The 23,461-nt window shown below is 49.0% G+C and carries 22 protein-coding genes; 19 read left to right on the plus strand and 3 right to left on the minus strand.

Annotated features, from left to right (window positions below; translation table 11 throughout):
- Positions 1 to 2: 2 nt before the first annotated feature.
- The 5 genes from ACO0K4_RS13280 to ACO0K4_RS13300 all read left to right on the plus strand — a co-directional run bounded on the left by ACO0K4_RS13280 (position 3) and on the right by ACO0K4_RS13300 (position 4,136).
- Entirely contained in the window at positions 3 to 485 is a 483-nt protein-coding gene (locus ACO0K4_RS13280; RefSeq protein WP_422957110.1) for a DUF2589 domain-containing protein, read from the plus strand.
- Positions 482 to 1,471 (plus strand): glycoside hydrolase family 25 protein, encoded by a 990-nt coding sequence (locus ACO0K4_RS13285; protein WP_422957111.1) that lies wholly within the window; start codon positions 482 to 484, stop codon positions 1,469 to 1,471. The genes ACO0K4_RS13280 and ACO0K4_RS13285 overlap by 4 nt, the downstream gene beginning before the upstream one ends.
- A gap of 150 nt (positions 1,472 to 1,621) precedes the next feature.
- Positions 1,622 to 2,212, plus strand: a complete 591-nt coding sequence (locus ACO0K4_RS13290; RefSeq protein ID WP_422957112.1) for a hypothetical protein — start codon at positions 1,622 to 1,624, stop codon at positions 2,210 to 2,212.
- 240 nt (positions 2,213 to 2,452) lie between these two features.
- A complete protein-coding gene (locus ACO0K4_RS13295) occupies positions 2,453 to 3,439 on the plus strand; it encodes a hypothetical protein (protein WP_422957113.1) in 987 nt (328 codons plus the stop codon).
- Between the two features lie 70 nt (positions 3,440 to 3,509).
- The gene (locus ACO0K4_RS13300; RefSeq protein WP_422957114.1) at positions 3,510 to 4,136 is read left to right on the plus strand and encodes a glycoside hydrolase family 25 protein; all 627 of its coding nucleotides are present in this window, start codon (positions 3,510 to 3,512) and stop codon (positions 4,134 to 4,136) included.
- A 215-nt stretch (positions 4,137 to 4,351) separates the two neighbouring features.
- Here ACO0K4_RS13300 and htpG read toward each other — a convergent pair whose 3' ends face one another.
- On the minus strand, positions 4,352 to 6,268 hold the full coding sequence (htpG, locus tag ACO0K4_RS13305; RefSeq protein ID WP_422957115.1) for a molecular chaperone HtpG: 1,917 nt from the start codon (positions 6,266 to 6,268) through the stop codon (positions 4,352 to 4,354).
- A gap of 457 nt (positions 6,269 to 6,725) precedes the next feature.
- Between htpG and ACO0K4_RS13310 the strand changes: the two genes are divergently transcribed.
- Together ACO0K4_RS13310 and ACO0K4_RS13315 are read left to right on the plus strand one after the other, a co-directional pair.
- Positions 6,726 to 7,523 (plus strand): hypothetical protein, encoded by a 798-nt coding sequence (locus ACO0K4_RS13310; RefSeq protein ID WP_422957116.1) that lies wholly within the window; start codon positions 6,726 to 6,728, stop codon positions 7,521 to 7,523.
- Positions 7,524 to 7,610: 87 nt separating this feature from the next.
- A complete protein-coding gene (locus ACO0K4_RS13315; RefSeq protein WP_422957117.1) occupies positions 7,611 to 8,345 on the plus strand; it encodes a substrate-binding periplasmic protein in 735 nt (244 codons plus the stop codon).
- 128 nt (positions 8,346 to 8,473) lie between these two features.
- Here the strand turns inward: ACO0K4_RS13315 and cysS are convergent, their stop codons facing one another.
- Positions 8,474 to 9,847: a cysteine--tRNA ligase gene (gene cysS, locus ACO0K4_RS13320; RefSeq protein WP_422957118.1), complete on the minus strand. Its 1,374-nt coding sequence runs from the start codon at positions 9,845 to 9,847 to the stop codon at positions 8,474 to 8,476.
- A gap of 51 nt (positions 9,848 to 9,898) precedes the next feature.
- On the opposite strand from cysS, the gene ACO0K4_RS13325 reads away from it, so the two are divergent.
- Both ACO0K4_RS13325 and ACO0K4_RS13330 read left to right on the plus strand, forming a co-directional pair.
- Positions 9,899 to 10,084: a hypothetical protein gene (locus tag ACO0K4_RS13325; protein WP_422957119.1), complete on the plus strand. Its 186-nt coding sequence runs from the start codon at positions 9,899 to 9,901 to the stop codon at positions 10,082 to 10,084.
- A 248-nt stretch (positions 10,085 to 10,332) separates the two neighbouring features.
- Positions 10,333 to 11,421 (plus strand): GGDEF domain-containing protein, encoded by a 1,089-nt coding sequence (locus ACO0K4_RS13330; protein WP_422957120.1) that lies wholly within the window; start codon positions 10,333 to 10,335, stop codon positions 11,419 to 11,421.
- Between the two features lie 31 nt (positions 11,422 to 11,452).
- On the opposite strand, the gene ACO0K4_RS13335 is transcribed toward ACO0K4_RS13330, so the two are convergent.
- Complete coding sequence (locus ACO0K4_RS13335; RefSeq protein WP_422957121.1) at positions 11,453 to 12,871, minus strand: PLP-dependent aminotransferase family protein; 1,419 nt, start codon at positions 12,869 to 12,871, stop codon at positions 11,453 to 11,455.
- A 315-nt stretch (positions 12,872 to 13,186) separates the two neighbouring features.
- Between ACO0K4_RS13335 and ACO0K4_RS13340 the strand changes: the two genes are divergently transcribed.
- The 10 genes from ACO0K4_RS13340 (at position 13,187) to ACO0K4_RS13385 (ending at position 23,344) form a co-directional block, all read left to right on the plus strand.
- A complete protein-coding gene (locus ACO0K4_RS13340) occupies positions 13,187 to 14,158 on the plus strand; it encodes a threonine dehydratase (RefSeq protein ID WP_422957122.1) in 972 nt (323 codons plus the stop codon).
- Positions 14,159 to 14,368: 210 nt separating this feature from the next.
- Positions 14,369 to 14,965, plus strand: a complete 597-nt coding sequence (locus tag ACO0K4_RS13345) for a LysE family translocator (protein WP_422957123.1) — start codon at positions 14,369 to 14,371, stop codon at positions 14,963 to 14,965.
- A gap of 52 nt (positions 14,966 to 15,017) precedes the next feature.
- A complete protein-coding gene (locus tag ACO0K4_RS13350) occupies positions 15,018 to 15,899 on the plus strand; it encodes a DMT family transporter (protein WP_422957124.1) in 882 nt (293 codons plus the stop codon).
- Between the two features lie 192 nt (positions 15,900 to 16,091).
- A complete protein-coding gene (locus ACO0K4_RS13355; protein WP_422957125.1) occupies positions 16,092 to 16,550 on the plus strand; it encodes a RidA family protein in 459 nt (152 codons plus the stop codon).
- A gap of 92 nt (positions 16,551 to 16,642) precedes the next feature.
- Positions 16,643 to 17,836 (plus strand): PLP-dependent aminotransferase family protein, encoded by a 1,194-nt coding sequence (locus tag ACO0K4_RS13360; protein ID WP_422957126.1) that lies wholly within the window; start codon positions 16,643 to 16,645, stop codon positions 17,834 to 17,836.
- 264 nt (positions 17,837 to 18,100) lie between these two features.
- Positions 18,101 to 18,724 carry a glycine zipper 2TM domain-containing protein gene (locus ACO0K4_RS13365; protein WP_422957127.1) on the plus strand — a complete coding sequence of 208 codons (624 nt, stop codon included), beginning with the start codon at positions 18,101 to 18,103 and terminating at the stop codon, positions 18,722 to 18,724.
- Between the two features lie 330 nt (positions 18,725 to 19,054).
- Positions 19,055 to 19,906, plus strand: a complete 852-nt coding sequence (locus ACO0K4_RS13370) for a substrate-binding periplasmic protein (protein ID WP_422957128.1) — start codon at positions 19,055 to 19,057, stop codon at positions 19,904 to 19,906.
- A gap of 152 nt (positions 19,907 to 20,058) precedes the next feature.
- A complete protein-coding gene (locus ACO0K4_RS13375; protein ID WP_422957129.1) occupies positions 20,059 to 21,897 on the plus strand; it encodes an ATP-binding protein in 1,839 nt (612 codons plus the stop codon).
- A gap of 93 nt (positions 21,898 to 21,990) precedes the next feature.
- Positions 21,991 to 22,707: a pseudouridine synthase gene (locus ACO0K4_RS13380; protein WP_422957130.1), complete on the plus strand. Its 717-nt coding sequence runs from the start codon at positions 21,991 to 21,993 to the stop codon at positions 22,705 to 22,707.
- Between the two features lie 25 nt (positions 22,708 to 22,732).
- Complete coding sequence (locus ACO0K4_RS13385; RefSeq protein ID WP_422957131.1) at positions 22,733 to 23,344, plus strand: AAA family ATPase; 612 nt, start codon at positions 22,733 to 22,735, stop codon at positions 23,342 to 23,344.
- Positions 23,345 to 23,461 lie beyond the last annotated feature (117 nt).

Genomic DNA, 23,461 nt, shown 5'->3' on the forward strand with positions numbered 1-23,461 from the left:
TCATGTTGAAAAAAATACCGCGTCTGAGTGATTTGATTGAAGCTGCTGCCAGCGTCGTGGTGACCGCGAATCAACGGCTGTGTAAAGGCACAATCGATTACATCAAATCGTTTTTTGTTAGCGAGTCCGATGGCAACTATCGGCCGAGAACCGTCAGTCTGCCAACCAATGTTGATCAACCTGTGTTGATCGAGGCATTACATTTGCCAGTAGCAAGTCTGATCCCACAGGCTAATTTGGCGCTGTCCGTGGCAAAGATTGATTTCTCGCAAAATATCACACACCTGTCTCGCCTCAATGGGCAACTGATCCTTCATGGTCACTTGAGTTCACCGAAGGGAAAAAGAGCCAGCCGCATGCCGATCATGAGCATAGTCGTGTCGGTCAAGAGTCAGCCAGCCTCAGAGGGCATGCTGCGCTTAAACGATTCACTCAACAGTGCTGGAATTTCTCAAGCTGTTGACGTGCAAGGAGTGACATCATGAATCAAGCTCTTCGTGTTGTTCTGCCGGCTGAAGAATCAGAACGCGTGCGAATTATGTTGAAAAATAGAAAACTCAAGCTCAGGGACCGGCTCTGGGATCATGCACCACTGATACTTTTGATGGTCATGATCACCCAGCTCATGCTGTTGGTAATGGGCGGCGCATATGTTTGGCAGAACTGGGCGGGAAAAACACACACTACACAAGCTAGCCACACTATTGCACTAAATCAGAGTGCCACAACTGTTTCATCAATATCGGTGGCAACCCCAGTGTCAGCGGCATTCACAGAGAAGTTCATCTCACCGGAATTGACTTCACCGGTCGAATTTTCAGCACTGAAGAGCGCCAGGCCCAGCGTGCCTTTTGGGATACGGGTATCGGCGCGTCAAGGCCAAATCGATTGGTCACGACTCAAGGCCGCAGGTGTCGCATTTGTCTCGATCAAAGCGACCGAGGGCAGCGACATAGTTGACCCTCAATTCAAACGCAACTGGCAGTCTGCCGCAGACGCTGGCATAGCGCGTAGTGCTTACCACGTCTACACCAGCGAGGCTAGCGCACAAGACCAGGCACGGCATTTTACAACGACCTTGTCAGCTGCATCTACATCCAGTGATGCTGAACTGCCGGCAGTGCTGGAGCTAGAGTCAGCCATGTCAAAAGGCGAAGACATTTATCACGCCAAGGATGAACTATTTAAATGGTTGCGACTGGTCCGGCAAGACACCGGAATGAAGCCACTCATCTACGGAAGTCTGAGTCTGTTCGACGGTTATCTGAAAGGCAGTGCCCTGAAGACCTATCCAATCTGGTTGAGTGAATACAGCAAGGGACCGACGCAGTATCCCCAAGGCTGGCCGAGGTGGGCGTTTTGGCAGTTGACGGAAAAAAGTAGGATTGATGGTATGGCTGGCGAATTTGAAGTCAGTCAGTTTGGCGGGAGCGAGACAAGCTTTGAGCGAGGAATAAAAAGACGAAAATAAATCTGACTTAGTACCTGACTCAGATAAAGCCTAAAAGAGCAAAAAACCGATGTCATCTTTGCGAATAAGGTAATGACAGACTACAGCCATTTTTAAGACGACATATCTAATGATTTTTTATTTTTTTTAATACACAAAGGGGAATGCAATATGGACAATTACGAAAAAAAAAGAAAGTCCGATGAAGACGCAAGAAATGCCGACGAGGCTAAAAAAGAGCGTATACAAGTTGAGACTGAAAATCGAGATCAAATTATAACTATGGGCAATACATGTGCTGAATCCATTAAAAAATATAGAGGTCAAACTTGGACAGAATATGCACGTAATGCGGGAACTTACGAGAAGCACAATTTTGGACTCGGCCTTGAACCAGCTGTTATCTGTTTTGGATGTCGTCGGAAATTGCCTCCGAACCTCATCACAGGAGATCATATAGCACCACAATCTAATAAAACCAGACTGAGAGAAGTGATTGCTTTTGCCAAAGGTCCTGCTGATCATTTTAATTCCCAAATTTATCTAGAGGCTATTGAAATGAAAAAAGCTCTAGTGCGTGACGATGGAGATTTATTAAATGCTATTAATGCAATCAGATTTTATGATGAGACTCTTAATAAGGATCTAAGAAACATTCAACCACTATGCTGGTCCTGTAATGCTAGAAAGGGTGATCGAGATAATGTTAAATTGTTCCCTGATAACTTAGAACCTAAGCGGCCTCATGAGGCTCCGTTCTGACCTTTAGAGGATAAGCATCTAGAGGCGAGACTGAAAATGTCGAGACACCAGCGAGTCATTCAATTTAAAAAATGCCATTTAAGTGAAATATATTCAATACCAATTGAACAAAGCTAAATTGCTAAACGCCAGCTTAGCGTTTAGCAGACTTCCCAAGTAAGCAATCTGGAGTGACTTCAATGAATGCAATCGAATCCGCTCCAGCTGGCAACATAGCTAACCCAAGCATGGAGTATGGAGATGGATAAAACTTACGATAACGCCACGCTGATAGCCTCCCTCCAAGAAGCAAAAATCCTGTTGGCATATGCAGCTCAGCATGGCGATTTAGTTGGAGAAAATGTCATCAAGACTATCGTCACTAGCGTGACTCTGCATGCGAATGCGGCGTTGAGCGATGCAGATGAAACGGCGTTTTGGATCGCCTTTAATGCCCTGACCAAGGCAAGCAGCCCAGTTACGGCAGATAGTCTGGAGTCGATTGATGACTCAAACGTGGCGGGTATCTCAAAAAAATCACTCGCCAGAAAGACAGTGATTCTGTATCAGGCGTTCGCTATTCTCACGCTATGCCTGCTGCTCATCGCGCAAATTTACTGGCTCTTTGGCACGAAGTTAATCGAGGATGTGTACAGCGTCCGGACCGAACAAACAAAACCGCAAATGACAGATCAAGCCAAACAACAAAGCGCGCAAGCAGATGTCGTCGTGAGTCAGGGTGCGGATACTGAGAGCTACAAGCAATCACTACAAAAACAAAACCAGCTGACTCTGGAATTGAGAAGTGCCTCCTTAAAATCCTGGTGCAATTGGTGGCTACCGTATTGTGACAACAAGAAGGCGCTGAGCAAGCAGGCAGAAGATAGCGAGCATGAAAATTTAGCGAATTTTCTCACCTCAAAATTGATGATCGAGGTGTTGCAAATCTATTTATTGCCGCTCTTATATGGCGCTCTGGGAAGCGGCGTTTATATACTGCGGACATTGGCATCGGAGATTGCTGCCTGCACTTATTCCAGGACCTTGAATATAGGATTTACGATACGTTTTTTTCTTGGCACATTAGCTGGCATGGTCATCGCATGGTTCGTGACACCTGACACTTCGGGCGGATTGTTTAAGTCTTTGTCACCATTTGCGCTGGCATTTTTGGCGGGGTATAACGTCGAAATTTTATTCTCCCTGATGGACCGATTTCTCATCGCATTTACGAATAAAAAATCCTAAGAATAAAACCTCATTCGATCTGACGGTGAGAGTTAAGAATATTCACTATGAGCCATCGACAAGGACTGACATGACATCAAAAAGCCCATTGAAAGGAATTGATGTTTCACATTATCAGGGAGCGGTAGATTGGTCCGCCGTTAAGAATGCAGGGGTCTCGTTCGCCTTTGCTAAAGCGAGCGACGGCAATACCTATGTTGATCCGCAATTTCGGACTAACTGGCAAGCGATGAAGGCGGCCGGAGTCGTGCGTGGCGCCTATCATTTCTATGAAACTAAAGACGATCCGCTGACTCAGGCGAACAATTTTATTGCGGCGCTTGGCTCGCTGGATTCTGACGATCTGCCACCCGTGGTCGACATCGAGTGCTACAGCGGCGCGTTTGGAACGAGCTCTCTTGCCAGCAATTTACAAAGTTGGTTAGATACGGTTAGTAAGGCGTTCGGTCGTACCCCTATTATTTATACCGGCAGTTCATTTTGGAATACGTATTTGGGTAGTGCCGATTTTTCTGCCTATCCGCTGTGGATCGCTGAATATGGTGTTAGTCAGCCCAAAATGCCGAATGGATGGAGTAACTGGACTTTCTGGCAGTCATCACAAAGTGGCAGCGTAGCAGGTGTCAGCGGTGCATGTGATCTGGACCAATTTGCAGGATCCAGTATGGCTGAACTCTCTATGTTGTCCGGCGCATAAACGGGCAGTGAGAACGAGGATTGCTTACTAAGTTGAGCAATCGAGCAATCGATTAATCTATCGATCCATCCATGCATTGATCTAGCGATCAACGTGATTGGACGATTCATCTACTTGTTATTGGGATGAGCGAACGGATTTAAATAAAAAAGCGCCGAAGTTTCCTTGGGCGCTTTTTTTTGAACAGATCGTGATTACTACAACGCAGGCTTGGGCTACGCCACGTTCAACAGCATGTCGTTGAGACGCTTAACGAAGCTGCTTGGATCGGCTAATGCACCGCCTTCTGCCAGCATTGCCTGATCGAACAGGATGTTAGCCCAGTCGTCAAACTTCTTCTCTTCATACTTCAGACGCTGTACTAAAGGATGGTCTGGGTTGACTTCAAGAATCGGTTTTGATTCTGGTGCTGCCTGACCTGCTGCTTTCAGCATGCGCATCAGGTTACCGGACAATTCGTTGTCATCGGCAACCAGGCAGGCAGGTGAGTCGGTCAGACGGAAGGTCACGCGCACATCTTTGGCTTTGTCGGTCAGAGCGACTTTCATCTTCTCAACCAGATCCTTGAATTGCGTTTCGGTTTCTTCGTGTTGCTTTTTCTCGGCTTCATCTTCGAGCGTACCGAGGTTCAGGTCACCTTTTGCAACCGATACCAACTCTTTGCCGTCGAAGTCGTTCAGGAAAGACAGCATCCATTCGTCAACGCGATCTGTCAGCAATAATACTTCGACGCCTTTTTTGCGGAAGATTTCGAGGTGCGGACTGTTTTTTGCTGCGGCATAGCTTTCGGCCGTGACGTAGTAAATTTTTTCCTGACCTTCTTTAGCGCGGCTCAGATAGTCGGCGAAGGAGACGGTCTGCGCATCGCTATCGTTATACGTGGAGGCAAAGCGCAGCAGTTTTGCGATGCGTTCTTTGTTCGCGGCGTCTTCGCCTATGCCTTCTTTTAATACCTGACCAAACTCGGTCCAGAAGATGGCGTATTTATCTTTCTTGGCTTGAGAATCGTCATCGCCTTCGGCATTTGCCAATTCTTCGAGCATACCGAGAACCCGTTTTGTCGAACCTTCGCGGATGGCCTTAATGTCGCGGCTTTCCTGCAAAATTTCACGTGAGACATTCAGTGGCAGATCATTGGAATCGATGACACCTTTAACAAAGCGCAGATACACCGGCATCAATTGCTCGGCATCGTCCATGATAAAGACACGTTTGACATACAGCTTGATACCGCCGCGTTTGTTGCGGTCCCACATGTCGAACGGTGCGCGGGCAGGGATGTACAGCAATTGCGTATATTCGCTGCGACCTTCAACACGGTTATGCGTATGCGTCAGCGGGGCGCTGTAATCGTGCGAAATGTGTTTGTAGAATTCTTCGTATTGCTCAGGCGTGATGTCGCTCTTGCTGCGTGCCCACAAGGCGCTGGCTTGATTGACGGTTTCCAGTTCGTCTTTCAGTACCTGTTCTTTTTTCTCTTCATCCCACTCTTCTTTTTGCATCAGAATCGGCAAAGAGATGTGATCGGAGTAGGTACGGATTACGGATTTCAGTTTCCATGACGACAGGAAGTCATCTTCACCATCGCGCAGGTGCAGCGTGATGGATGTGCCGCGATCGGCTTTAGTAATATCTTCGACACTGAAGTCGCCGGCACCTTCGGATTCCCAGCGTACGCCTGCATCGGCGGCAGTACCGGCACGACGTGACTCAACCGTGATTTTGTCCGCCACGATAAAGCCGGAATAGAAGCCTACGCCGAACTGGCCGATCATGGCAGCGTCTTTTTGCTGGTCGCCAGACAGTTTGCCGAAAAATTCTTTCGTGCCTGATTTGGCAATCGTACCCAGATGCGCAATCGCGTCGTCGCGTGTCATCCCGATGCCGTTGTCAGCAATGGTGATGGTGCGTGCTGTTTTGTCGAAACTGACTTTGATCTTGAGCTCGGGATCGTTTTCAAACAAAGCGGCGTTATTGATGGCCTCAAAGCGCAGCTTGTCGGCAGCGTCAGAGGCGTTTGAAATCAATTCGCGCAAGAAAATTTCCTTGTTGGAATACAGCGAATGAATCATCAACTGCAACAGTTGTTTGACTTCGGCTTGAAAGCCCATGGTTTGTTTTTGGTCGGACATGTTTCCCTCAAACTATTTTTATGGATGGTGAAAAGCAGAAAGATTTTGCTTGCCTGTTATGCGGCTGAGTTGAGTTTTTTCAAGATCTGATTAGTGGTAAATAGTTATACTGGGGGTAAGTATAAATAAAAATAGCCTTAATCCGCATTATTTACGTAGGAATTTAAAAATACTCCCCATAAATTGATTATCGACAAAGATGAGATGCTGGCAATAAAGTCCATCGGACGCGACGTATATCTCAGTCTGTGTTTGTGGGCTACTCGTCAATTTCGCCCCAGAAATAGTCAAGCTCTATTGTTAATTTGTTATATATTAAAATTGCAACTACAATTCTAATTCATGGTCAAAACGGATTAACGTGTAATTCCTGATAGACAGGCGCTGTCAGTGCAGATCAGCGCAGGTCATTGCAAGTGACAACACTGTTCTCAGCAACATCCAACAAGGGCTGAACATGATGCGTCGAATGATCGCTGCCTTGTACTTATTGAGGTTCCTACGGTTTTCGCTGTTCGCCGTCTGCATGACGGCGGGGACTTGTTCGGCAGTTGATCTGTATGTCAGTAACTTGTTTGCTCAGGATCCGGCACAGGCTGCCGTCGCGACTAGTGTGCCGGTAGAGCAGGCGACCTTTGAAAGCATCAATGAGCGCATTGCAAAAGAACTCAAGCGGCGTTGTCCCATCGCCATCGAGCTGAAGATCGTTCCCGCGGCGCGCCATATCGAATTATTTCCCCGGTCAAAAGAGGCTTTCAGCATTTCTCGTCGTGATAATTTTAGCGACGAAGACGGGGTTATTCTGGCTGAAGTGATTCAGATTCCCGTCGTGGTGGTCGCAGCACGCGGTGCCAGGCTCAAAACCTATGATGACATCATTACGCTCGGTGCCATCAACGGCGTCGGTGCCATGCGCCGTATTAACTATCCTCCGCTATCCCAGGACAGTCGCATCCGGAAGGTCGAAATTAACTCTGTAGAAAACGGATTACGCATGCTCGAAGCCGGACGTATATCAGCGCTGGCAGGTACCCAGCCAGCGATCCTCGCTGCGGCAAAGCGCAGGGGAAGTTTGGACAACCTGGGGCCGATGGTCGTGATTGCTTATGGTACCTATGTGCTGCGGGTCCGTCCCGATTTTGAAAAAAGTGTTGCTGCAATTCAGTTACGCGACACGATGCTGGAGATGAAAAAAAATGGCACGATTGATCGTATCTATGCCGAATTTCAGGAAGAATTGCGCCGCCCTCTTTGAGCTGGTTTAACTGCTGATGGTTGTTGATTGTGGCGGCGAACAGGATTGGTATAGCAGTACTTTCTGCGTTTCTTTAAATACTTCAATATGCATATACTCTTTCGTTTAGTGTCGATACTATCCCTCGTACTGATCTGGATGCCAGCATCTGAGGCAGTGAACATCTATCTGACCGAAGTCACACCGTATGCATTTGCGATAGAGCACAAGGATAAATTTGATGGCGTTAACGTGCGTATCGTCAAGGAGCTAAGTAAGCGATCTGGCATCCCCCTCGACATTATCGTTGTCCCGAGCTCGCGACATGTCACCCAATTCCCGCTGGAAAAAGAGGCTTACAGTATTTCTCAGGTCAATAATTTTACTGAGGAAGAAGGTGTACAGCTTGCTGACATCACTACTTATCCCATTGTGGTCGTCATCACTCAGGGGGCTGTCGCAAAATCCTACGAAGATCTGATCCGGATCTCTGCCGAAAAAGGGATAGGCACCATGCGACGCCTGAGTTATGGTCCTTTTGGGCAAGACGGCCGTATCAAAAAAGTCGAGGTCAATACGCTGGAAAACGGTTTTCGCATGCTGGAATCAGGACGACTCGCCGGCCTGATCGGTAGCCAGCCCGCCATCCTTGCCGCAGCAGAAAAAACAGGTTCTGAAGCAATGCTGACCAACGTATTGCAGATCGGCTACGGTGCCCACGTATTGCGCAGCCGTCCGGAATTCGCCAAAAGCCCTAGTTCGAAAGCGCTTGTGCAGGCGATACAGGAGATGAAAAAAGACGGGACGATTATGCGGATTTTGGGCGAGTTTCAAAAGCGATAGGTCACTAAAATAGCATCGCTAGACATTGAAAACCAATTTCCCTCTCTTTTACAAGAGGGGAATTGGATCACGACAATGGTCTAGAGTTACAGCTCCTGAGTTTCCTGATATTCATTTACTAAAAATTATCAGACCTTCCGGATCTGCATCCCTCCAGCCGTATCCTCAACCTCATATCCCAGACCTTGAATTTCTGCACGTAGTGCATCGGATTCTGCCCAGTTTTTATTCAGTCGGCTCAGGCGACGGCGTTCTGCCAGTGCTTGTATTTCGTCCGGTATGGTGAGGGTGGCTGGTTGCCAGTTCGCCAGATCGAGACCCAGGACGCGGTCGAACTGATTGAGGGTAGCTTTTTTATCGGCATCATTCAGTGTCGATTTTAAGACTTCCCACATCACGACCAGGGCTTTTGGCAGATTCAGGTCCTGATTGATTTCGGTATGGAAACGCGTCACGTAGCTGCTATCGGCCTTGCCGCCTTCTGGCAGGGCAAAGTAGGTGTCACGCAACCGGCTCAGTGCGGTTTGCGCTGCCTCCAGCGCGTCCCAGCTAAAATTCATCTGACTACGGTAGTGCGCCGACAGGCATAAGAATCGATACGCAAGCGGATCAATCTTCTGATCGATCAATATTTTCAGGCGCAGAAAATCGCCGCTGGATTTAGACATTTTTCCGGCATCGATTTGCAGGAAGTAGCCATGCATCCAGTAGTTGGCGAGGCGTGTGCCGTGGCATGCCTGATTCTGTGCAATCTCGTTGCTGTGATGGATCGCGATATGATCTTCGCCACCGCAATGGATGTCGAACCAGGGTTCGAGATATTTGCTTGCCATTGCCGAGCATTCGATATGCCAGCCCGGAAAACCGCGTCCCCATGGACTATCCCATTCCATCTGGCGCTGTTCATTCGCAGGACTGAATTTCCATAGGGCGAAATCGGTCGCATGTTTTTTTTCGCCAAGTTCGACACGTTTGCCAGCCTCAATGCCATCGCGGTTGAGACGCGCCAGATAGCCGTAATCATCTTGTTGAGATGTGTCGAAATAGACGCCGTCGCTTGTAATATAGGTAAATCCTTTTTGTTCGATCGTGGCGATAAAATCGATTTGCTCTGCGATGTGATCGGTCGCCTTGCACCAGATGGCGGGTGGCAGCATGTTCAGGCTGTTCAGGTCGGATTTAAATGCGACGGTAAATCTCTCGGCGATATCCCATGCAGACTCGCCAGCTTTGCGACTGCCTTTTTCCATTTTGTCTTCACCGACGTCGGCGTCTGAGACCAGATGACCGACGTCGGTGATATTGATGACATGGCGCACAACATGGCCGTTGAACTCCAGTGTGCGGCGCAAGAGATCCTCAAACAGGTAGGTACGCAGGTTGCCGATATGTGCGTAGTCATACACCGTCGGTCCGCAGCAATACAGGCCGACCCAGTCCTGGCGTAATGGCGTGAACAAACGAAGCTGGCGCTCCCAATTGTCGTAAAGATAAAGTTGCATGGCGAAAGAGAAATTAAATTAAAGGAGACGAGTGGGACGGGCAGTTGGAATGTGTCAGCACAGGTTGCGGATCATCCGCGCTGCCATCAACCCCTGGGGGGAGTGCATGAAAAAAAACGGTCAGCAGGGAATCAACAGCGACAACAGGAGGAGGTCGGTAATCCGTACGGCAAACTGGACAGAAGCGCAGGTGACAGCATACTGCTGCCATCCGATGTGATGCTGATCTGTAGTTGATATGTTGTCACGATGCCGTTATTAATCTGCGATTAGAATCAGAATCTATCACAAAAATTGTCATCCTCGCCGAATTGTTTGCTAAGGAAGAATGTTTGAGCAGATTGCTGTGCAGTTCGGTTTGCACTCCATGATTAGCATCATATAATCAAAAGGAGCCAGGTAATTTTAATTAGAACGCATTTCTTCAACGTGGATGAGTTTTAATCTCCAGGTTTTACATTCTCACCAACGGGGGCAAGATGCACATGCGTTATCCCGATGTCAGCGATGAAATTTATCGCAATCATTATCTGAAGCAGGATAGAGGACAAAGCAGCACTATCGTCAGGGTGCTGCTCTGGGCAAGCTTGCCAATGGTATATATCGATTATTTATTTCATGGCGTAACGGCGACATTTTTTGTCTTATTATTGTTACGGATGGCGATTGTAGTTTTGTCCATGCTGATGTTAAAGCGACTGGCTTCTACGCCAAATCCAGAGACGCTGCAGCGAGATATGTTGCTGTGGATCGTGCCGGTGTTGTTCACTCAGTTTGCCAGTAATGCGAGTATGCCGAGCGAGTATTTTGGACATTATCTGATCGATACCTGGCTAGCGATGATTTATTTTATTGCGATTCCTTTGCCTTTGCGGGCATTACGTGCACCGATGATTGTGTTTGTGACGGCGTCTTTGTGTTTGCTGGCATATCAGCATGCCGCGCTGTCGGCTTACACGATCAGCGTGACGTCGATGCTGTTGGCTGGCGCCTATTCGGGGCATGCTATCTCAGCGTATCTGCATCGCTATCGCCGTAAAATTCTCAGCGCCGAGCAAGAGATGGAGCATCAATCGACAATCGATCCGGTGACAGGCGTTTTCAATCGCCGCGAATTTATGCGCATCTCGGATTCTGAGTTACAGCGCCATGTGCGTCTGGGTAAGTCCTTATCGATCCTGGTACTTGATCTGGATCAGCTCAAGCAAATCAGTGACATCCATGGTCATCATGCCGGCGATATTGTGCTGGTTGAAGTCACGCGCAGGATGAAGCGGGCAACCCGTAGTTATGATTGTCTGGCGCGATATGGCAATGAAGAGTTTTGTATTCTTTTGCCGGAGGCCGGTGCCGAAGATGCAGATCGCATTGCTGCCCGTACCCGTGCGACTGTACTGGCAATGCCGGTAGCGTATTCTGGTAAGGAGTTACACGTCACGGTCAGTCTGGGTGTTGCGACGATGCAGGAGGGCGATACCGCATCGAGCATGCTGCAGCGTGCCGATGCGTCGTTAGCCAAGGCCAGGGTGGCGAATGATCACGCGTATGACAGCGTGAGCGGTAACGAGGTCTGAGCTTACGGACTTTGCAGACCCCGCATCATTTCTATGACACTTCTTTTTGTAAAAACTCCCAGACACCAGGATCCGACATTGCTGCAATATTGATGCGCATTCTGGTGGACGGTAGTTGGTTCGGCGAGAATAAACTGCCCGGCGCCAACAGGAAACCTTGCTCCATCGCTTTCTCTGTCAGCGCATTGGTGTCGCAGCCGGTATCCGTCCACAAGAACATGCCGGCAGGCGTACGGTAATCGACCTTCATGCCGAGATGCTCGATGCGCTTGGTCACATCATCCCGTACAGAGTCCAGTTTGACGCGGATGCGATCGACGTGTTTGCGGTAATGACCTTCGGACAAAATTTTATACACCACACGTTCACCGATTTCGGTCGTCGTCAATGTTGATAGCATCTTGCGGTCTGACAGACGTACGGCTAATTCATGCGAGGTTGCGATAAAGCCGACGCGCAAATTGGCCGCCAGTGTTTTAGAAAATCCGCCTAAGTAAATCACCCGGTTCAATTGATCCAGTGCGGCGATGCGCGTCGCTGGTTGCACTGCCGTGCCGGGATGCATATCGCAATAAATATCATCCTCGACCACCATGAAATTATGTTCTTCGGCGGTTTTTAATACCTGAAAGGCTTTAGCCGCGGACAGGGATGTGGAGGTCGGATTGTGCATGACCGAATTGATGATGTAGAGCTTGGGCTTATGCAGGGCGGCGAGTTCGGCGAGCTTGACCACGTCCGGGCCGTCGTGCAAACGTGGAATACCGATGACTTTAGCACCGAGAATCGCGAAGGAGGCAAACATCAAGAACCAGGCGGGATCATCAACAAAAATGGTGTCACCCGGTCGTGTAAATTCGCGTGCGACCAGATCCAGCGCCTGGGTGACGCCAGTCGTCATGACGATCTGCTCTGGTGCGGCGGCGATTTCCAGTTCGGCAAGCTTTAATTGCAATTGCTGACGCAGAGGAAGAAAGCCTTGGGGTGTGCCGTAATGCAGCAAAAGATTCTGATTCAGGCGGCTGATGGAACGCAAGCCATTGGCGACCAGCTCGCCGTCCAGCCAGTCATGCGGCAGGACGCCAGAGCCGGGCATTTTTTGTGGCGGCAATTGGCGGAACATGTTTCGTACCAGCCAGACCACATCAAGCTGCTGTGATCCCGCGATGGTTTGCGGAGCATGGTCATGCTGGGTCATCATCGAGACCCGTTCGCGCACAAAAAATCCTGAGCCGCGACGCGACTCCAGGTAGCCTTTTGCCACCAGCCGGTCATAAGCCTCAACCACGGTGAAGCGCGAGACGCCTTGCTCATCCGCGAACTGGCGTATCGACGGCATCCGTGCGCCATTGCGCAACAGCTTGTCGTCAATGCGGGTCGCGATATTGCGAACAATTTGCTCCACCAGTGAGCCGCCAGAGTCGCGCGAAATAATGCTACTGCCGTTCATAGCTCGTCCTCAAAGAAACTGTATCAAAGAAATTGTATTGGGAAAGTTGCCGTAACAGTGTGGAAATTATCTTTTTTATTGTACTGGTACTGTATTGGTTTTTGCGCTTAGGATAGCACAAACAGTTATGTGGGCGATATGCAGTAACAGGATCGATGACGCAAAAGCGCCACGATGCCTTATGTAGTAAATGAGGTCGTCAATAAGCTTGTTGATGACGTGGAGCAAGCGGTACAGCAGACACATAACAGACTACACAGCAGACCGCCCCGTCACCCAATAACTAGCCGTTTAATTGATACCGCAGGAGATACGATGAATTTTAGTTTGCCCAGCTTATCTGAAATAAACGCCGCCGCTGACATCGTTTATGCCGCGTTGCCGCCGACACCGCAATACGTCTGGCCTTTGCTGTGCGAGGCAATTGGTACGGAGGTCTGGCTCAAGCATGAAAACCATACACCGACCGGTGCGTTTAAAGTCCGTGGCGGCCTTATATACATGCAGGAGCTGTTGCAGCGGATGCCCGATGTCCGGGGCGTGATTGCGGCGACGCGCGGCAATCACGGGCAGTCGATTGCATATGCGGCGCGGCGGGTCGGGCTGGCGGCAACCATTGTGGTACCGCGCGGAAACAGCAAAGAGAAAAACGCTGCCATGCGTGCGCTCGGTGCCCAGCTGATTGAGTATGGTGATGAGTTTCAGGAGAGCCGTGAGCATGCCTTGGTACTAGCAGAGGAGCGTGGCTTGCACATGGTGCCATCCTTGCATCACGATCTGGTTCGCGGTGTCGCGACGTCATGGCTGGAATTATTCAAGGCCCAGCCTGCGCTGGATGTAGTGTATGTGCCGGTAGGGCAGGGATCTGGTATTTGTGCGGCGATTGCGGCGCGTAATGCGTTAGGTTTGGCGACGCGCATTGTCGGTGTTGTGTCTAGCCATGCACTGGCTTACCAGCTCTCGTTTGAGCAAAGGCGCTCAGTCGCCTCGCCAGTGACGACCGTGTTGGCGGATGGCTTGGCGTGCCGTGTGCCGGACGAGGCATCGCTGGCGGTTATTTTTGATTATGTTGATACGATTGTGGCGGTGTCCGATGCCGAAGTCGCGGAGGCAATGAAGTTATTGTTCGTCACCACGCACAACGTTGCTGAGGGCGCAGGAGCTGCGGCGCTGGCGGCCGTGAGGCGGGATAAAGACAGTTTGCGCGGCTTAAAAGTCGGCGTGCCACTGTGCGGCGGTAATGTGGATCATGAGGTATTTGCCAAGGTATTAAGCGACGCGATTTAGATAAATATGGGGAGTATGTAGATAAATGATGCCTTTTCCGCTTATTTTTATTAGTAGTTAAAAAAATACACCTCCCTAGTATATTTTTTTTACTTAGTCGGTTTGACAGACGGATGTGAGTAATTGATCCACTCGTTTTTCATTTGTTCGTTATTCATTAATTCGCTGGTTCATTTGCCAGCTCATTACATCAATCTGAAGAAAGTTCTTATGCAGTTCGCTGAAATTCTCGCCTTTACTACATTCGCCTGGATCGCTTCTTTTACCCCGGGACCGAATGTGGCGATTGCGGCTACAACCGCGGTGAATCATGGTTTGCGCGCTGCATTGCCGCAGGTTGCGGGTGTGCCGATTGGTTTTGTGGCGCTGATGTGGCTTGTGGGTCTGGGTGGCATGGCAATTTTGCAGGCGAGTCCGGTACTGGTCTGGGGAATGAAATTGGCGGGTAACGCGTATTTGTTGTATCTCGCCTGGAAGCTCTGTTTCTCACGCCAGCTATCGTCCTCGGACGCGATCAAACCGCTGAGTCTGATGCAGGCCGCCTTATTCCAGATCGTGAATCCTAAAGCCTGGATGATGCTGGTTGCCGCAACCTCGACCTATGCGATTGGCCATGCCGATTTTGTGGCGCGCATGTCGTGGATGAGTCTTGGGTTTATCGTCCCCAGCGCATTGAGCATCATGGCGTGGGCGTGGATGGGACAGAGTTTGCGTAGCTGGCTGCTGGTCGGCAATCGCCTGCGCAATTTTAATCTGTGCATGGGGCTGGCATTAGCGCTGACGGCCGTATGGATGCTTACTCTCTAGCTATTTTCTCAACAGAGTTAAAACGAAATCATTAAAAACAGAATAGAAGCTCATGACAACACAAAAAATAGCAGAGACGCGCGGTATGTGGCTGGGGGCGATTGGCGTCGCCATTTTTAGCCTGACCTTGCCCTTCACGCGAATGGCGGTGGCAGAGTTGAATCCGGTATTTGTGGCGTTGGGACGTGCGGTAGTAGCAGCGACCTTGTCCGCAGTCTTGCTGTGGCAGATGCGGGCGCAATGGCCGGATCGTCAGCAGTTACGTGGATTACTGATTACGGCGTTGGGCGTGGTAGTCGGTTTTCCTGTGTTCTCGTCGATTGCGATGCATTATGTACCGGCGTCACACGGAGCGGTCGTGCTGGGTATTTTGCCGCTGGCAACCGCCCTATTCGCGGCGATTCGTTTTCATGAGCGTCCGTCAATGGGATTCTGGATCATGGCGCTGATTGGCAGTGGTCTGGTCGTTGCGTTTGCTTTGCAACAAGGCGGTGGAAGTTTTCATCTGGCGGATTTCGCTTTGTTTGCCGCCGTCATAGCGGCCGCCATGGGATATGCAGAGGGCGGTCGTTTGTCGCAGACGATGGGTGGTCAGCAGGTGATTTGCTGGGCACTGGTCTTGTCGATGCCGGTCTTGCTGCCGGTAACGGTCTGGCTAGGCTGGCACTATGGCTTGCAGGCCTCGGCGCACGCCTGGCTTGGGTTTGCGTATGTCTCACTGTTTTCTATGTTCATCGGGTTCTTCTTTTGGTACAAAGGGCTGGCAATCGGTGGTATTGCCCGCGTCGGGCAGGTGCAATTAATTCAGCCATTTCTGACACTGCTTGGCGCTGCCTTACTCGTGGGCGAAAATTTAACCATGAGCAACGTCGGATTTGCCCTTGCCGTGATTCTTGTTGTGGGGATCGGCCGGCGTATGAAGATTCAACGGTGAACTTGTTTAAAACCCATCACTCTCCAAATTAAATCAAGCGCTTTCCTGCTTATTGGGGGTGTTAATCGGGTGGTGAGGGGCTTACAATATGAGGCTACGCTGAAGTTATCTTTGCTATTCAGATAGCGGTAGATAGTTTCACTCAGTCGCCTTTGTTTGCCGGGTGCGCCACCTTACTTTTTGGAATAAACCATGTCTTTTTACGAAAAACTTCAAGCCTTGAATATTGAGTTGCCAACTGTTGCTGTGCCTGCTGCTGCGTATGTGATGTACGCTCAAACAGGCAACACCGTGTTTTTGTCCGGTCATATCGCCAAAAAAGAGGGCAAGGTGTGGGTAGGCCAATTAGGTAAAAATATCAGTACCGAAGAAGGCAAAGCTGCGGCCCGTGCGGTTGCGATTGATCTCATCGCCACGCTGCAGGCGGCTTGCGGCGGCGATCTGAATCGCGTTAAGCGCATCGTCAAAGTCATGAGTCTGGTGAACTCCACTGGTGATTTTACTGAGCAACATCTGGTCACGAATGGCGCATCCGAATTGTTCGGTGAGATTTTTGGTGAGCAAGGCAAGCATGCGCGCTCTGCTTTTGGCGTGGCACAAATTCCTATGGGTGCTTGTGTTGAGATCGAATTGATTGCTGAGATTGCTTAATTAAGCCAGCTGAGTCTGCCGAGTAAGCCAAGCCAGCCAGCTATTCCGTCATAAAATTATAAAATTGTTTAAAAAACTTCAGTGAGACCAGCATGAAACTTGAAAACCCGACCCCGATAGAGTGGAAATTTTCTGAACGCGCAGAGCAGTTGCAAAGCTCCGTGATCAGGGAAATTCTCAAAGTGACCATGCGTCCTGAAGTGATTTCATTTGCTGGTGGCTTGCCGTCGCCGGAGACTTTTCCGGTAGATCGTATGCGTGCAGCATTCGACAAGGTATTGTCGCAACAAGGCAAGTCGGCATTGCAGTACGGCCCGACTGACGGCTATGCCCCTTTGCGTGAATTTATTGCAGACTCTTTATCGACAGCGGATTCCAAGATTTTGCCTGAGCAGATTCTGATGGTGTCTGGCTCGCAGCAAGGTCTGGATTTGCTGGGCAAAGTGCTGATTGACGAAGGTAGCAAGATTCTGGTCGAGACACCAAGCTATCTTGGCGCCTTGCAGGCATTCTCGGTATATCAACCGCATTTTGAATCAGTTGATACCGATGATCATGGCCTGATCCCGGCTTCGGTCGCGACAAAAGGTCATGGTGCACGATTGATGTATGCTCTGCCGAATTTCCAAAACCCGACTGGCCGTACTTTGTCGCTTGATCGTCGTATGGAGTTGGTTGAGACCTGCGCCCGCATGGGCATTCCGCTGATTGAGGATAATCCTTACGGCGATTTATGCTATAGCGGTGAACCATTGCCAAAGATGCTGAACATGAATCCTAACGGCGTGATCTACATGGGCTCATTCTCTAAGGTACTGACGCCGGGCATTCGACTCGGTTACGTCGTTGGACCAACACCGCTGATCCGTAAATTAGAACAAGCCAAACAGGCTGCCGATCTGCATACGGCAACGCTGACGCAGATGGTCGTCTATGAAGTTATTAAGGATGGCTTCCTTGGTGAACATATCCCGACTATCCGTAGTTTCTACTCCGGTCAGTGCGATGTCATGCTGAATGCGATGACGAAGTATTTCCCTGAAGGCGTCACCTGGACGAGGCCAGAGGGCGGTATGTTCATCTGGGTCACTTTGCCTGAGCATATCGATAGCAAGCAATTACTCGATGAGGCGATTGCACAAAACGTTGCCTTCGTACCAGGTGGTCCTTTCTATGCGAATAATCCGGCGACCAATACCCTACGCCTGAGCTTCGTCACCGTATCTCCAGAGCGTATCAACGAGGGGATTGAAAAACTCGGTAAGCTGATTAAGGCCAAGATTTAATTTTTTAGCTCTGTTAAATCAATCAGGCCCAAATTAATATCTTCAACACCCAACTAAGGATGTGGTGTCAAAGCGCAGTATTGGTTTGATGTCGCTGAATAATAAAAAACGAATGCATTTCACAGTGTATTCGTTTTTTTTCGTCTGGTAATTCTCCGTTCATGAGCTAAACTGTCAATTATTGTCAGATAGGTAATCTATTTTATCTTGCAGCCGTTATAGAGGAAGCAATAGCTTTTTAATCTTTTAATGTGGAGTGAACTGATGAAACGATCGATCTTATTTTTGGCGATAACACTGACAATCGCTGGTGGCGCACAGGCTCAAACGCTGAGCTCAAAACAGCAGTACACAACAGATACAAAAAATGCCGCGAACCGTTATGCCGAAGATAAAAAACTTTGCGCAGAAGAAGCAAGCTCTGCCGCGAGAATGCAGTGCCTGCGGGATGCTAAGTCCGAATACAACAGCGCTCTTGCCGCTGCTAAAGCCAATTCAAATTCCAATGTAAATTCAAACAAGGCCGTAACCGTTTCAACCAAACAACTCGACTCTTGCATTGGTTGCGGCAAAGTTGTCGCCGTTAATGTGAACGATAAGGACGGTGAGGGCAGTGCCCTGGGCGTTATTGCTGGTGGCGTAGCAGGAGCGATTCTCGGTAATCAGGTAGGTAACGGCACCGGGCGGGATCTGGCGACGATTGCCGGTGCTGCAGGCGGAGCTTATGCGGGTCGTAAAATTGAACAAAAAGCGAAATCGAGCAAAATATGGGAAGTGACGGTGCAGTACGATAACGGCGAAAGAAATACATTTAACTTCGATCACGATCCGGGTTTGAGTAATGGTGATCTGATAAAAAATGCAGGCAGCAGTATCGTTCGCCGTTAAGCGGTCAGGTAATAGCATTTTTGACCAGGCCCTGATCGCTGGCAGTGACTTGCCGTCTCGCCAGTGCGGGCGTGTCAGTATATGAACCTGATTCGCATGTCATCCAATCTTGATCGGATGACGCAATACTACTAAGCTAAGCGTCTGTGTACATATCTGTGCTCAGGCGCGTAGGTACGTACTATTACGCATGGCGCTACCTTGTCGTAATTTTGTAACATTGCGAAGCTTGTTTCTCCTTGTTCACATCTTTATTGTTAAGATCATGCGTGCCAGTCCGTTGCCTTGGCTGGAGTCAAGGCTTTCCTACCACTTATGAGGTAATGCATCATGCATCCCATCAAGAAAAGAGTATTTGCGTCGGCTTTGCAAATATGCGGTACGGTTTCAACGATCTTATGCCTGTCGCTAGCTAATTCTGCTTACGCTCAAACTCCGGCACAGCCCCCATCTCCGGTCGCCACATGTAAAACTCTGATTGCAACTGGCAATCCTGATTACCCGCCTTTTTTATGGCGTGATCCCGATGATGAGACTAAATTGATTGGTGCCAATGCCGATTTGATGCAATTACTCGCAAAGGAAATTGGTATCAGCATCGAGGTCAAATACGCCGGCCCCTGGGGACGAGTTCAGGAGGAAGCAAAGCTCGGACGGATTGACTTGATTGCTGGTGCATTTTTCACCCAGCCGCGTCTGGATTACATGGACTATTTTTATCCTGCATTTCGTGAAACGCGTTCGGTAATCTGGACCAGAGACAATGCCGTATTTCCCTATAAAAAATGGAGTGATTTAAAGAGCCGGCTGGGCGTTACGGTCATTAATAATAGTTTCGGTGACGAATTCGATCGTTATGCGAAAGAGTCTTTGAAAATCACTACAGTACCAGGTCTGGAGCAGGCCTTGAAGATGCTGACATTGTCCCGCGCAGACTATCTGATTTATGAAGAAGATCCTGGCCTTGCTTATGCCGCCAAATTAAATATAACTGGTTTGAAAACGGTGAATCCCGCCATCAGCAATGAAAATTTGTTCCTGACGTTCTCCCATAAATCTGCATGCAACAATGGTGATATGCGCGGACGAATCGCTAAAGCCATGATCAAGCTTAACAAACAAAATGTGATGAGCAAGCTCATCGACAATAATATTCAGGCCTGGCGCAAACAAACAAAATAGAGTGACATAAGACGATATTGGGCAAGCTTACACTCCGACAAATTCTGATCTTAGGTGTTGCGCTGGGAATTTTATTACCCGCCTTGGTCTTGGGTAGATTTCTAGTGCAGGATCGGTATGAGCGCGAACTGAATTTGCGCGTACTTACCCCCATGTCTCAATATGCTGACATGCTTGCACGGGCGATGGCGGTGCCAGTCTGGAATGTCGATAAAGAAGTCGCCAATGAATTTGTACAGGCGGTCATGCGCAATCCAGAAGTCGTCAGTGTTACCGTTGAAGACGAGTCTGAAAATCAATTTGTCCACGCCGAAGTTGCATCACGCCGCATTGGGGAGTTATTCCATGAAGAACGTTTGCTCTACCTGACGGGACTGGAAAACAAGCGTATCGGCAAAGTCATTGTCGAACTCAGTGCTGGCCGTTTAAAGAGTGACCTGATTGCAGATTTGCTCAAAATGAGCGGAGCCCTGCTGGCACAGGTCTTGATTTCTTTTGGGTTTATTTTGCTGTTGTTTGAGCGCCGGATTGTACGACCCATCAAAGAATTACAATTGGCGACGGCGGATCTTGCACGAGGTAAATTAGACCAGGCTTTAGTCCGGCGCCGGGACGATGAAATCGGCAATCTGTCAGAAAGCCTTGATAAAATGCGTCTCGATCTTGGCGCCCTCATTATGGAGCGCGATCATAAGAACGAGGTGCTCCAGATCGAACTAAACGAACGCCTGCGTGCAGAGCAGGCTTTGCGTTTTACAGAGGAAAAATTCACGGCAATTTTTCATGCATCTCCGGTGGCGATGACAGTTTTTCGCAAGACAAATTTTTTTGTCATGGTCGATGTCAATGATGCCTGGGTCAGGCAGTTTGGCTGGACGCATGATGAAATTTTGCACAGCCGCGAAAAGCAAATGTCCTTATGGCGTAATCCTGATGATTTTGACAGTGTAATGTCAAAGATTGAAAATCATAATGAAGTTCACGATTACGAAGCATGGTTGCATTGCGGTCACCAGGAAAAAATCTTGCTATGTAATATCTCCGGCCGTCTGGTGCGTTTGGGCGAGGAGTCTCTGCTGGTTCTGGTGCAAGAGGATATTACCGAAAAACGTCACAATGAATCCGAAATTCTGACTCTCAATACCAGCCTCGAACACCGGGTCTCGGAACGTACCAATGAGTTGGAAGTCGCCAATACTGAGTTAACGATCGTGCTGGAAAATTTGCAACGCGCGCAACATGAGTTATTACGTACTGAAAAAATGGCAGCCTTAGGTTCTCTGGTCGCCGGGGTCGCGCATGAGTTAAATACGCCTATCGGTATCAGTGTGACGGTTGCCAGTACGATGCAGCAGCAAACGGAAGCGATTTTGCAGGGAATGCAAAGCGGTATGCGGCGTTCTACTCTCGATGAATTTCTACAAAACTCACGTGCAGGCACGGATATTCTGATGCGCAATTTAAGTAAGGCATCTGAACTGATTGTGAGTTTTAAACAAGTTGCCGTAGACCAGACCAGCGCCAACCGGCGCTTGTTTATACTCGATGAGACCGTAGCCGAAAACGTACTGACGCTAGGACCGACGATACGTAAAACCCGCCATGAGGTTATCTGCAATATACCACCAAAAATCGTGATGGACAGTTATCCAGGTCCTCTAGGACAAGTGCTGACGAATCTGATTAACAATGCTTTTATTCATGCTTTTGACATGGATATGCGTGGGACTGTCTGTATTACCGCAACGATGGATGAGTCTGATATGGTCACGATCGTACTGACTGATAATGGTAAAGGCATTCCAGAAGCAAATCTTGGACGGATATTTGATCCGTTTTTTACGACAAAATTGGGGCAGGGTGGCAGTGGCCTGGGTTTGAATATTGTCTACAACCTGGTGACGGGTGTGCTTGATGGCAAAATCACGGTACAGAGTGTCATTAATCAAGGCACGACATTTACTATGAGTTTGCCTCGTATCACGCCTTAGTATCAGAGCTGCCTCCCGTTACTACGTTATCGGACTTTGATGAAAGCGCCTTGAAAATTTTGTGGTTTTTACCGCATCTGTTACAGTCCCGCTATGAGCAAAATATCTTTAGATCGTCTCTTGCAATCGCAGGGATTTGGTACACGAAAATATTGTCGTGATTTGATTGATGATGGCGAGCTGAGCATCGCCGGTGAGGTCATGTCCAGCTATAAAGCAACGGTTGAGACCGAAGGACTACGGTTTCATATCTTTGATGAAGAGTGGGAATACCGTGAACATATTTACATCGTTTTAAATAAACCAGCAAATTTTGAATGTTCCCGTAAACCTAGCCATCACCCGGGAGTTTTGACGATACTGCCTGAGCAATTCACTTGGCGCGATGTGCAGCCGGTTGGCCGTCTTGATCATGACACGACAGGCATGTTGTTAATGTCTGATGACGGGCCATTTATTCATGCACAATCCTCGCCGAAACGGCATATTCCCAAGGTCTATGTCGCCACGACAGCAGAACCTGTAACAGAGGAGCTGGTGCAAAAATTATTGTCCGGAGTACAGTTACATGATGAGCCTGCGCCATTGGCAGCACAGACTTGCCGGCAAATATCCGGTACACAAATAGAAATCGTGCTGGAGCAAGGCAAATATCATCAGGTCAAGCGTATGCTGGCGGCGGCAGGTAATCATTGTGCTGCACTGCAAAGAACCGCACTTGGACAATTGACGCTGGATTCGTTAGGCTTGGAAGAAGGTGAGTGGTGTTACCTGTCACAGCAACAAATGGCATTATTAGTTCCTGCTTAGGTGATGGTTTTCTAAAGGAGTCGGTATGTCGGTTATCGCAGTGGTGAATCCCAAGGGCGGCGTCGGCAAGAGTACATTTGCGACGAATCTAGCAGGCTATCTTGCGCATCAAGGTTACAAGGTCATGCTGGGCGATACCGACATCCAGCAATCATCCAGGACCTGGCTTTCTCTGCGTCCTGCCAATTTACCCTTGATCAGCGCCTGGGATATTGAAGATGGACATATCGCCAAGCCACCCAAAGGTACCACCCACGTTGTCCTCGATACTCCCGCCGGCCTTAGTGGTAAAAAGCTCGATGCAGTCTTGAAAATCGCTGATAAAGTCGTTGTCCCCTTGCAGCCGTCGATTTTCGATATTCTGGCAACAGAGGAGTTCATCAAAAAACTCAATAAGCATGATCGTACGTACCAGCTAGCAGTACTGGGCATGCGCGTGAATGCACGTAGTCGTGCCGCTGATCAGCTTGCCCATTATGTTGGCCAGCTTGGTCTTCCTGTACTGGCTTATCTGAGGGACACGCAAAACTATATACAACTGGCGGCGCATGGCGCAACTCTGTGGGATGTGGCGCCTTCCCGTGTCGAAAAAGATGTCGCTCAGTGGCAAGATATTCTTGCCTGGATAGAGCGCTGACAGCGCGATTACTGTATTGCTGGCAATTCAAACAAACGCTAATTCTTTACCCCGCAAGAGAGCAGACCGGGAAATGTCGCGAGAAATATTTCCCTTGAGAAGCACTCATCTCTATAA

This window comes from Undibacterium sp. RuTC16W (assembly GCF_049339445.1).
Taxonomy (GTDB): Bacteria; Pseudomonadota; Gammaproteobacteria; order Burkholderiales; family Burkholderiaceae_D; genus Undibacterium.

Bases quoted from the DNA above. Each gene is read 5' to 3' on its own strand.
- ACO0K4_RS13375 (WP_422957129.1), top strand. From the start codon at position 20,059: ATGTCTCAATATGCTGACATGCTTGCACGGGCGATGGCGGTGCCAGTC.
- ACO0K4_RS13370 (WP_422957128.1), top strand. From the start codon at position 19,055: ATGCATCCCATCAAGAAAAGAGTATTTGCGTCGGCTTTGCAAATATGC.
- ACO0K4_RS13310 (WP_422957116.1), top strand. From the start codon at position 6,726: ATGATGCGTCGAATGATCGCTGCCTTGTACTTATTGAGGTTCCTACGG.
- ACO0K4_RS13290 (WP_422957112.1), top strand. From the start codon at position 1,622: ATGGACAATTACGAAAAAAAAAGAAAGTCCGATGAAGACGCAAGAAAT.
- ACO0K4_RS13300 (WP_422957114.1), top strand. From the start codon at position 3,510: ATGACATCAAAAAGCCCATTGAAAGGAATTGATGTTTCACATTATCAG.
- ACO0K4_RS13365 (WP_422957127.1), top strand. From the start codon at position 18,101: ATGAAACGATCGATCTTATTTTTGGCGATAACACTGACAATCGCTGGT.
- ACO0K4_RS13380 (WP_422957130.1), top strand. From the start codon at position 21,991: ATGAGCAAAATATCTTTAGATCGTCTCTTGCAATCGCAGGGATTTGGT.
- ACO0K4_RS13350 (WP_422957124.1), top strand. From the start codon at position 15,018: ATGACAACACAAAAAATAGCAGAGACGCGCGGTATGTGGCTGGGGGCG.
- ACO0K4_RS13315 (WP_422957117.1), top strand. From the start codon at position 7,611: ATGCATATACTCTTTCGTTTAGTGTCGATACTATCCCTCGTACTGATC.
- htpG (WP_422957115.1), bottom strand. From the start codon at position 6,268: ATGTCCGACCAAAAACAAACCATGGGCTTTCAAGCCGAAGTCAAACAA.
- ACO0K4_RS13330 (WP_422957120.1), top strand. From the start codon at position 10,333: ATGCGTTATCCCGATGTCAGCGATGAAATTTATCGCAATCATTATCTG.
- ACO0K4_RS13295 (WP_422957113.1), top strand. From the start codon at position 2,453: ATGGATAAAACTTACGATAACGCCACGCTGATAGCCTCCCTCCAAGAA.
- ACO0K4_RS13280 (WP_422957110.1), top strand. From the start codon at position 3: ATGTTGAAAAAAATACCGCGTCTGAGTGATTTGATTGAAGCTGCTGCC.
- ACO0K4_RS13335 (WP_422957121.1), bottom strand. From the start codon at position 12,871: ATGAACGGCAGTAGCATTATTTCGCGCGACTCTGGCGGCTCACTGGTG.
- ACO0K4_RS13355 (WP_422957125.1), top strand. From the start codon at position 16,092: ATGTCTTTTTACGAAAAACTTCAAGCCTTGAATATTGAGTTGCCAACT.
- ACO0K4_RS13385 (WP_422957131.1), top strand. From the start codon at position 22,733: ATGTCGGTTATCGCAGTGGTGAATCCCAAGGGCGGCGTCGGCAAGAGT.
- ACO0K4_RS13285 (WP_422957111.1), top strand. From the start codon at position 482: ATGAATCAAGCTCTTCGTGTTGTTCTGCCGGCTGAAGAATCAGAACGC.
- ACO0K4_RS13340 (WP_422957122.1), top strand. From the start codon at position 13,187: ATGAATTTTAGTTTGCCCAGCTTATCTGAAATAAACGCCGCCGCTGAC.
- ACO0K4_RS13360 (WP_422957126.1), top strand. From the start codon at position 16,643: ATGAAACTTGAAAACCCGACCCCGATAGAGTGGAAATTTTCTGAACGC.
- cysS (WP_422957118.1), bottom strand. From the start codon at position 9,847: ATGCAACTTTATCTTTACGACAATTGGGAGCGCCAGCTTCGTTTGTTC.
- ACO0K4_RS13345 (WP_422957123.1), top strand. From the start codon at position 14,369: ATGCAGTTCGCTGAAATTCTCGCCTTTACTACATTCGCCTGGATCGCT.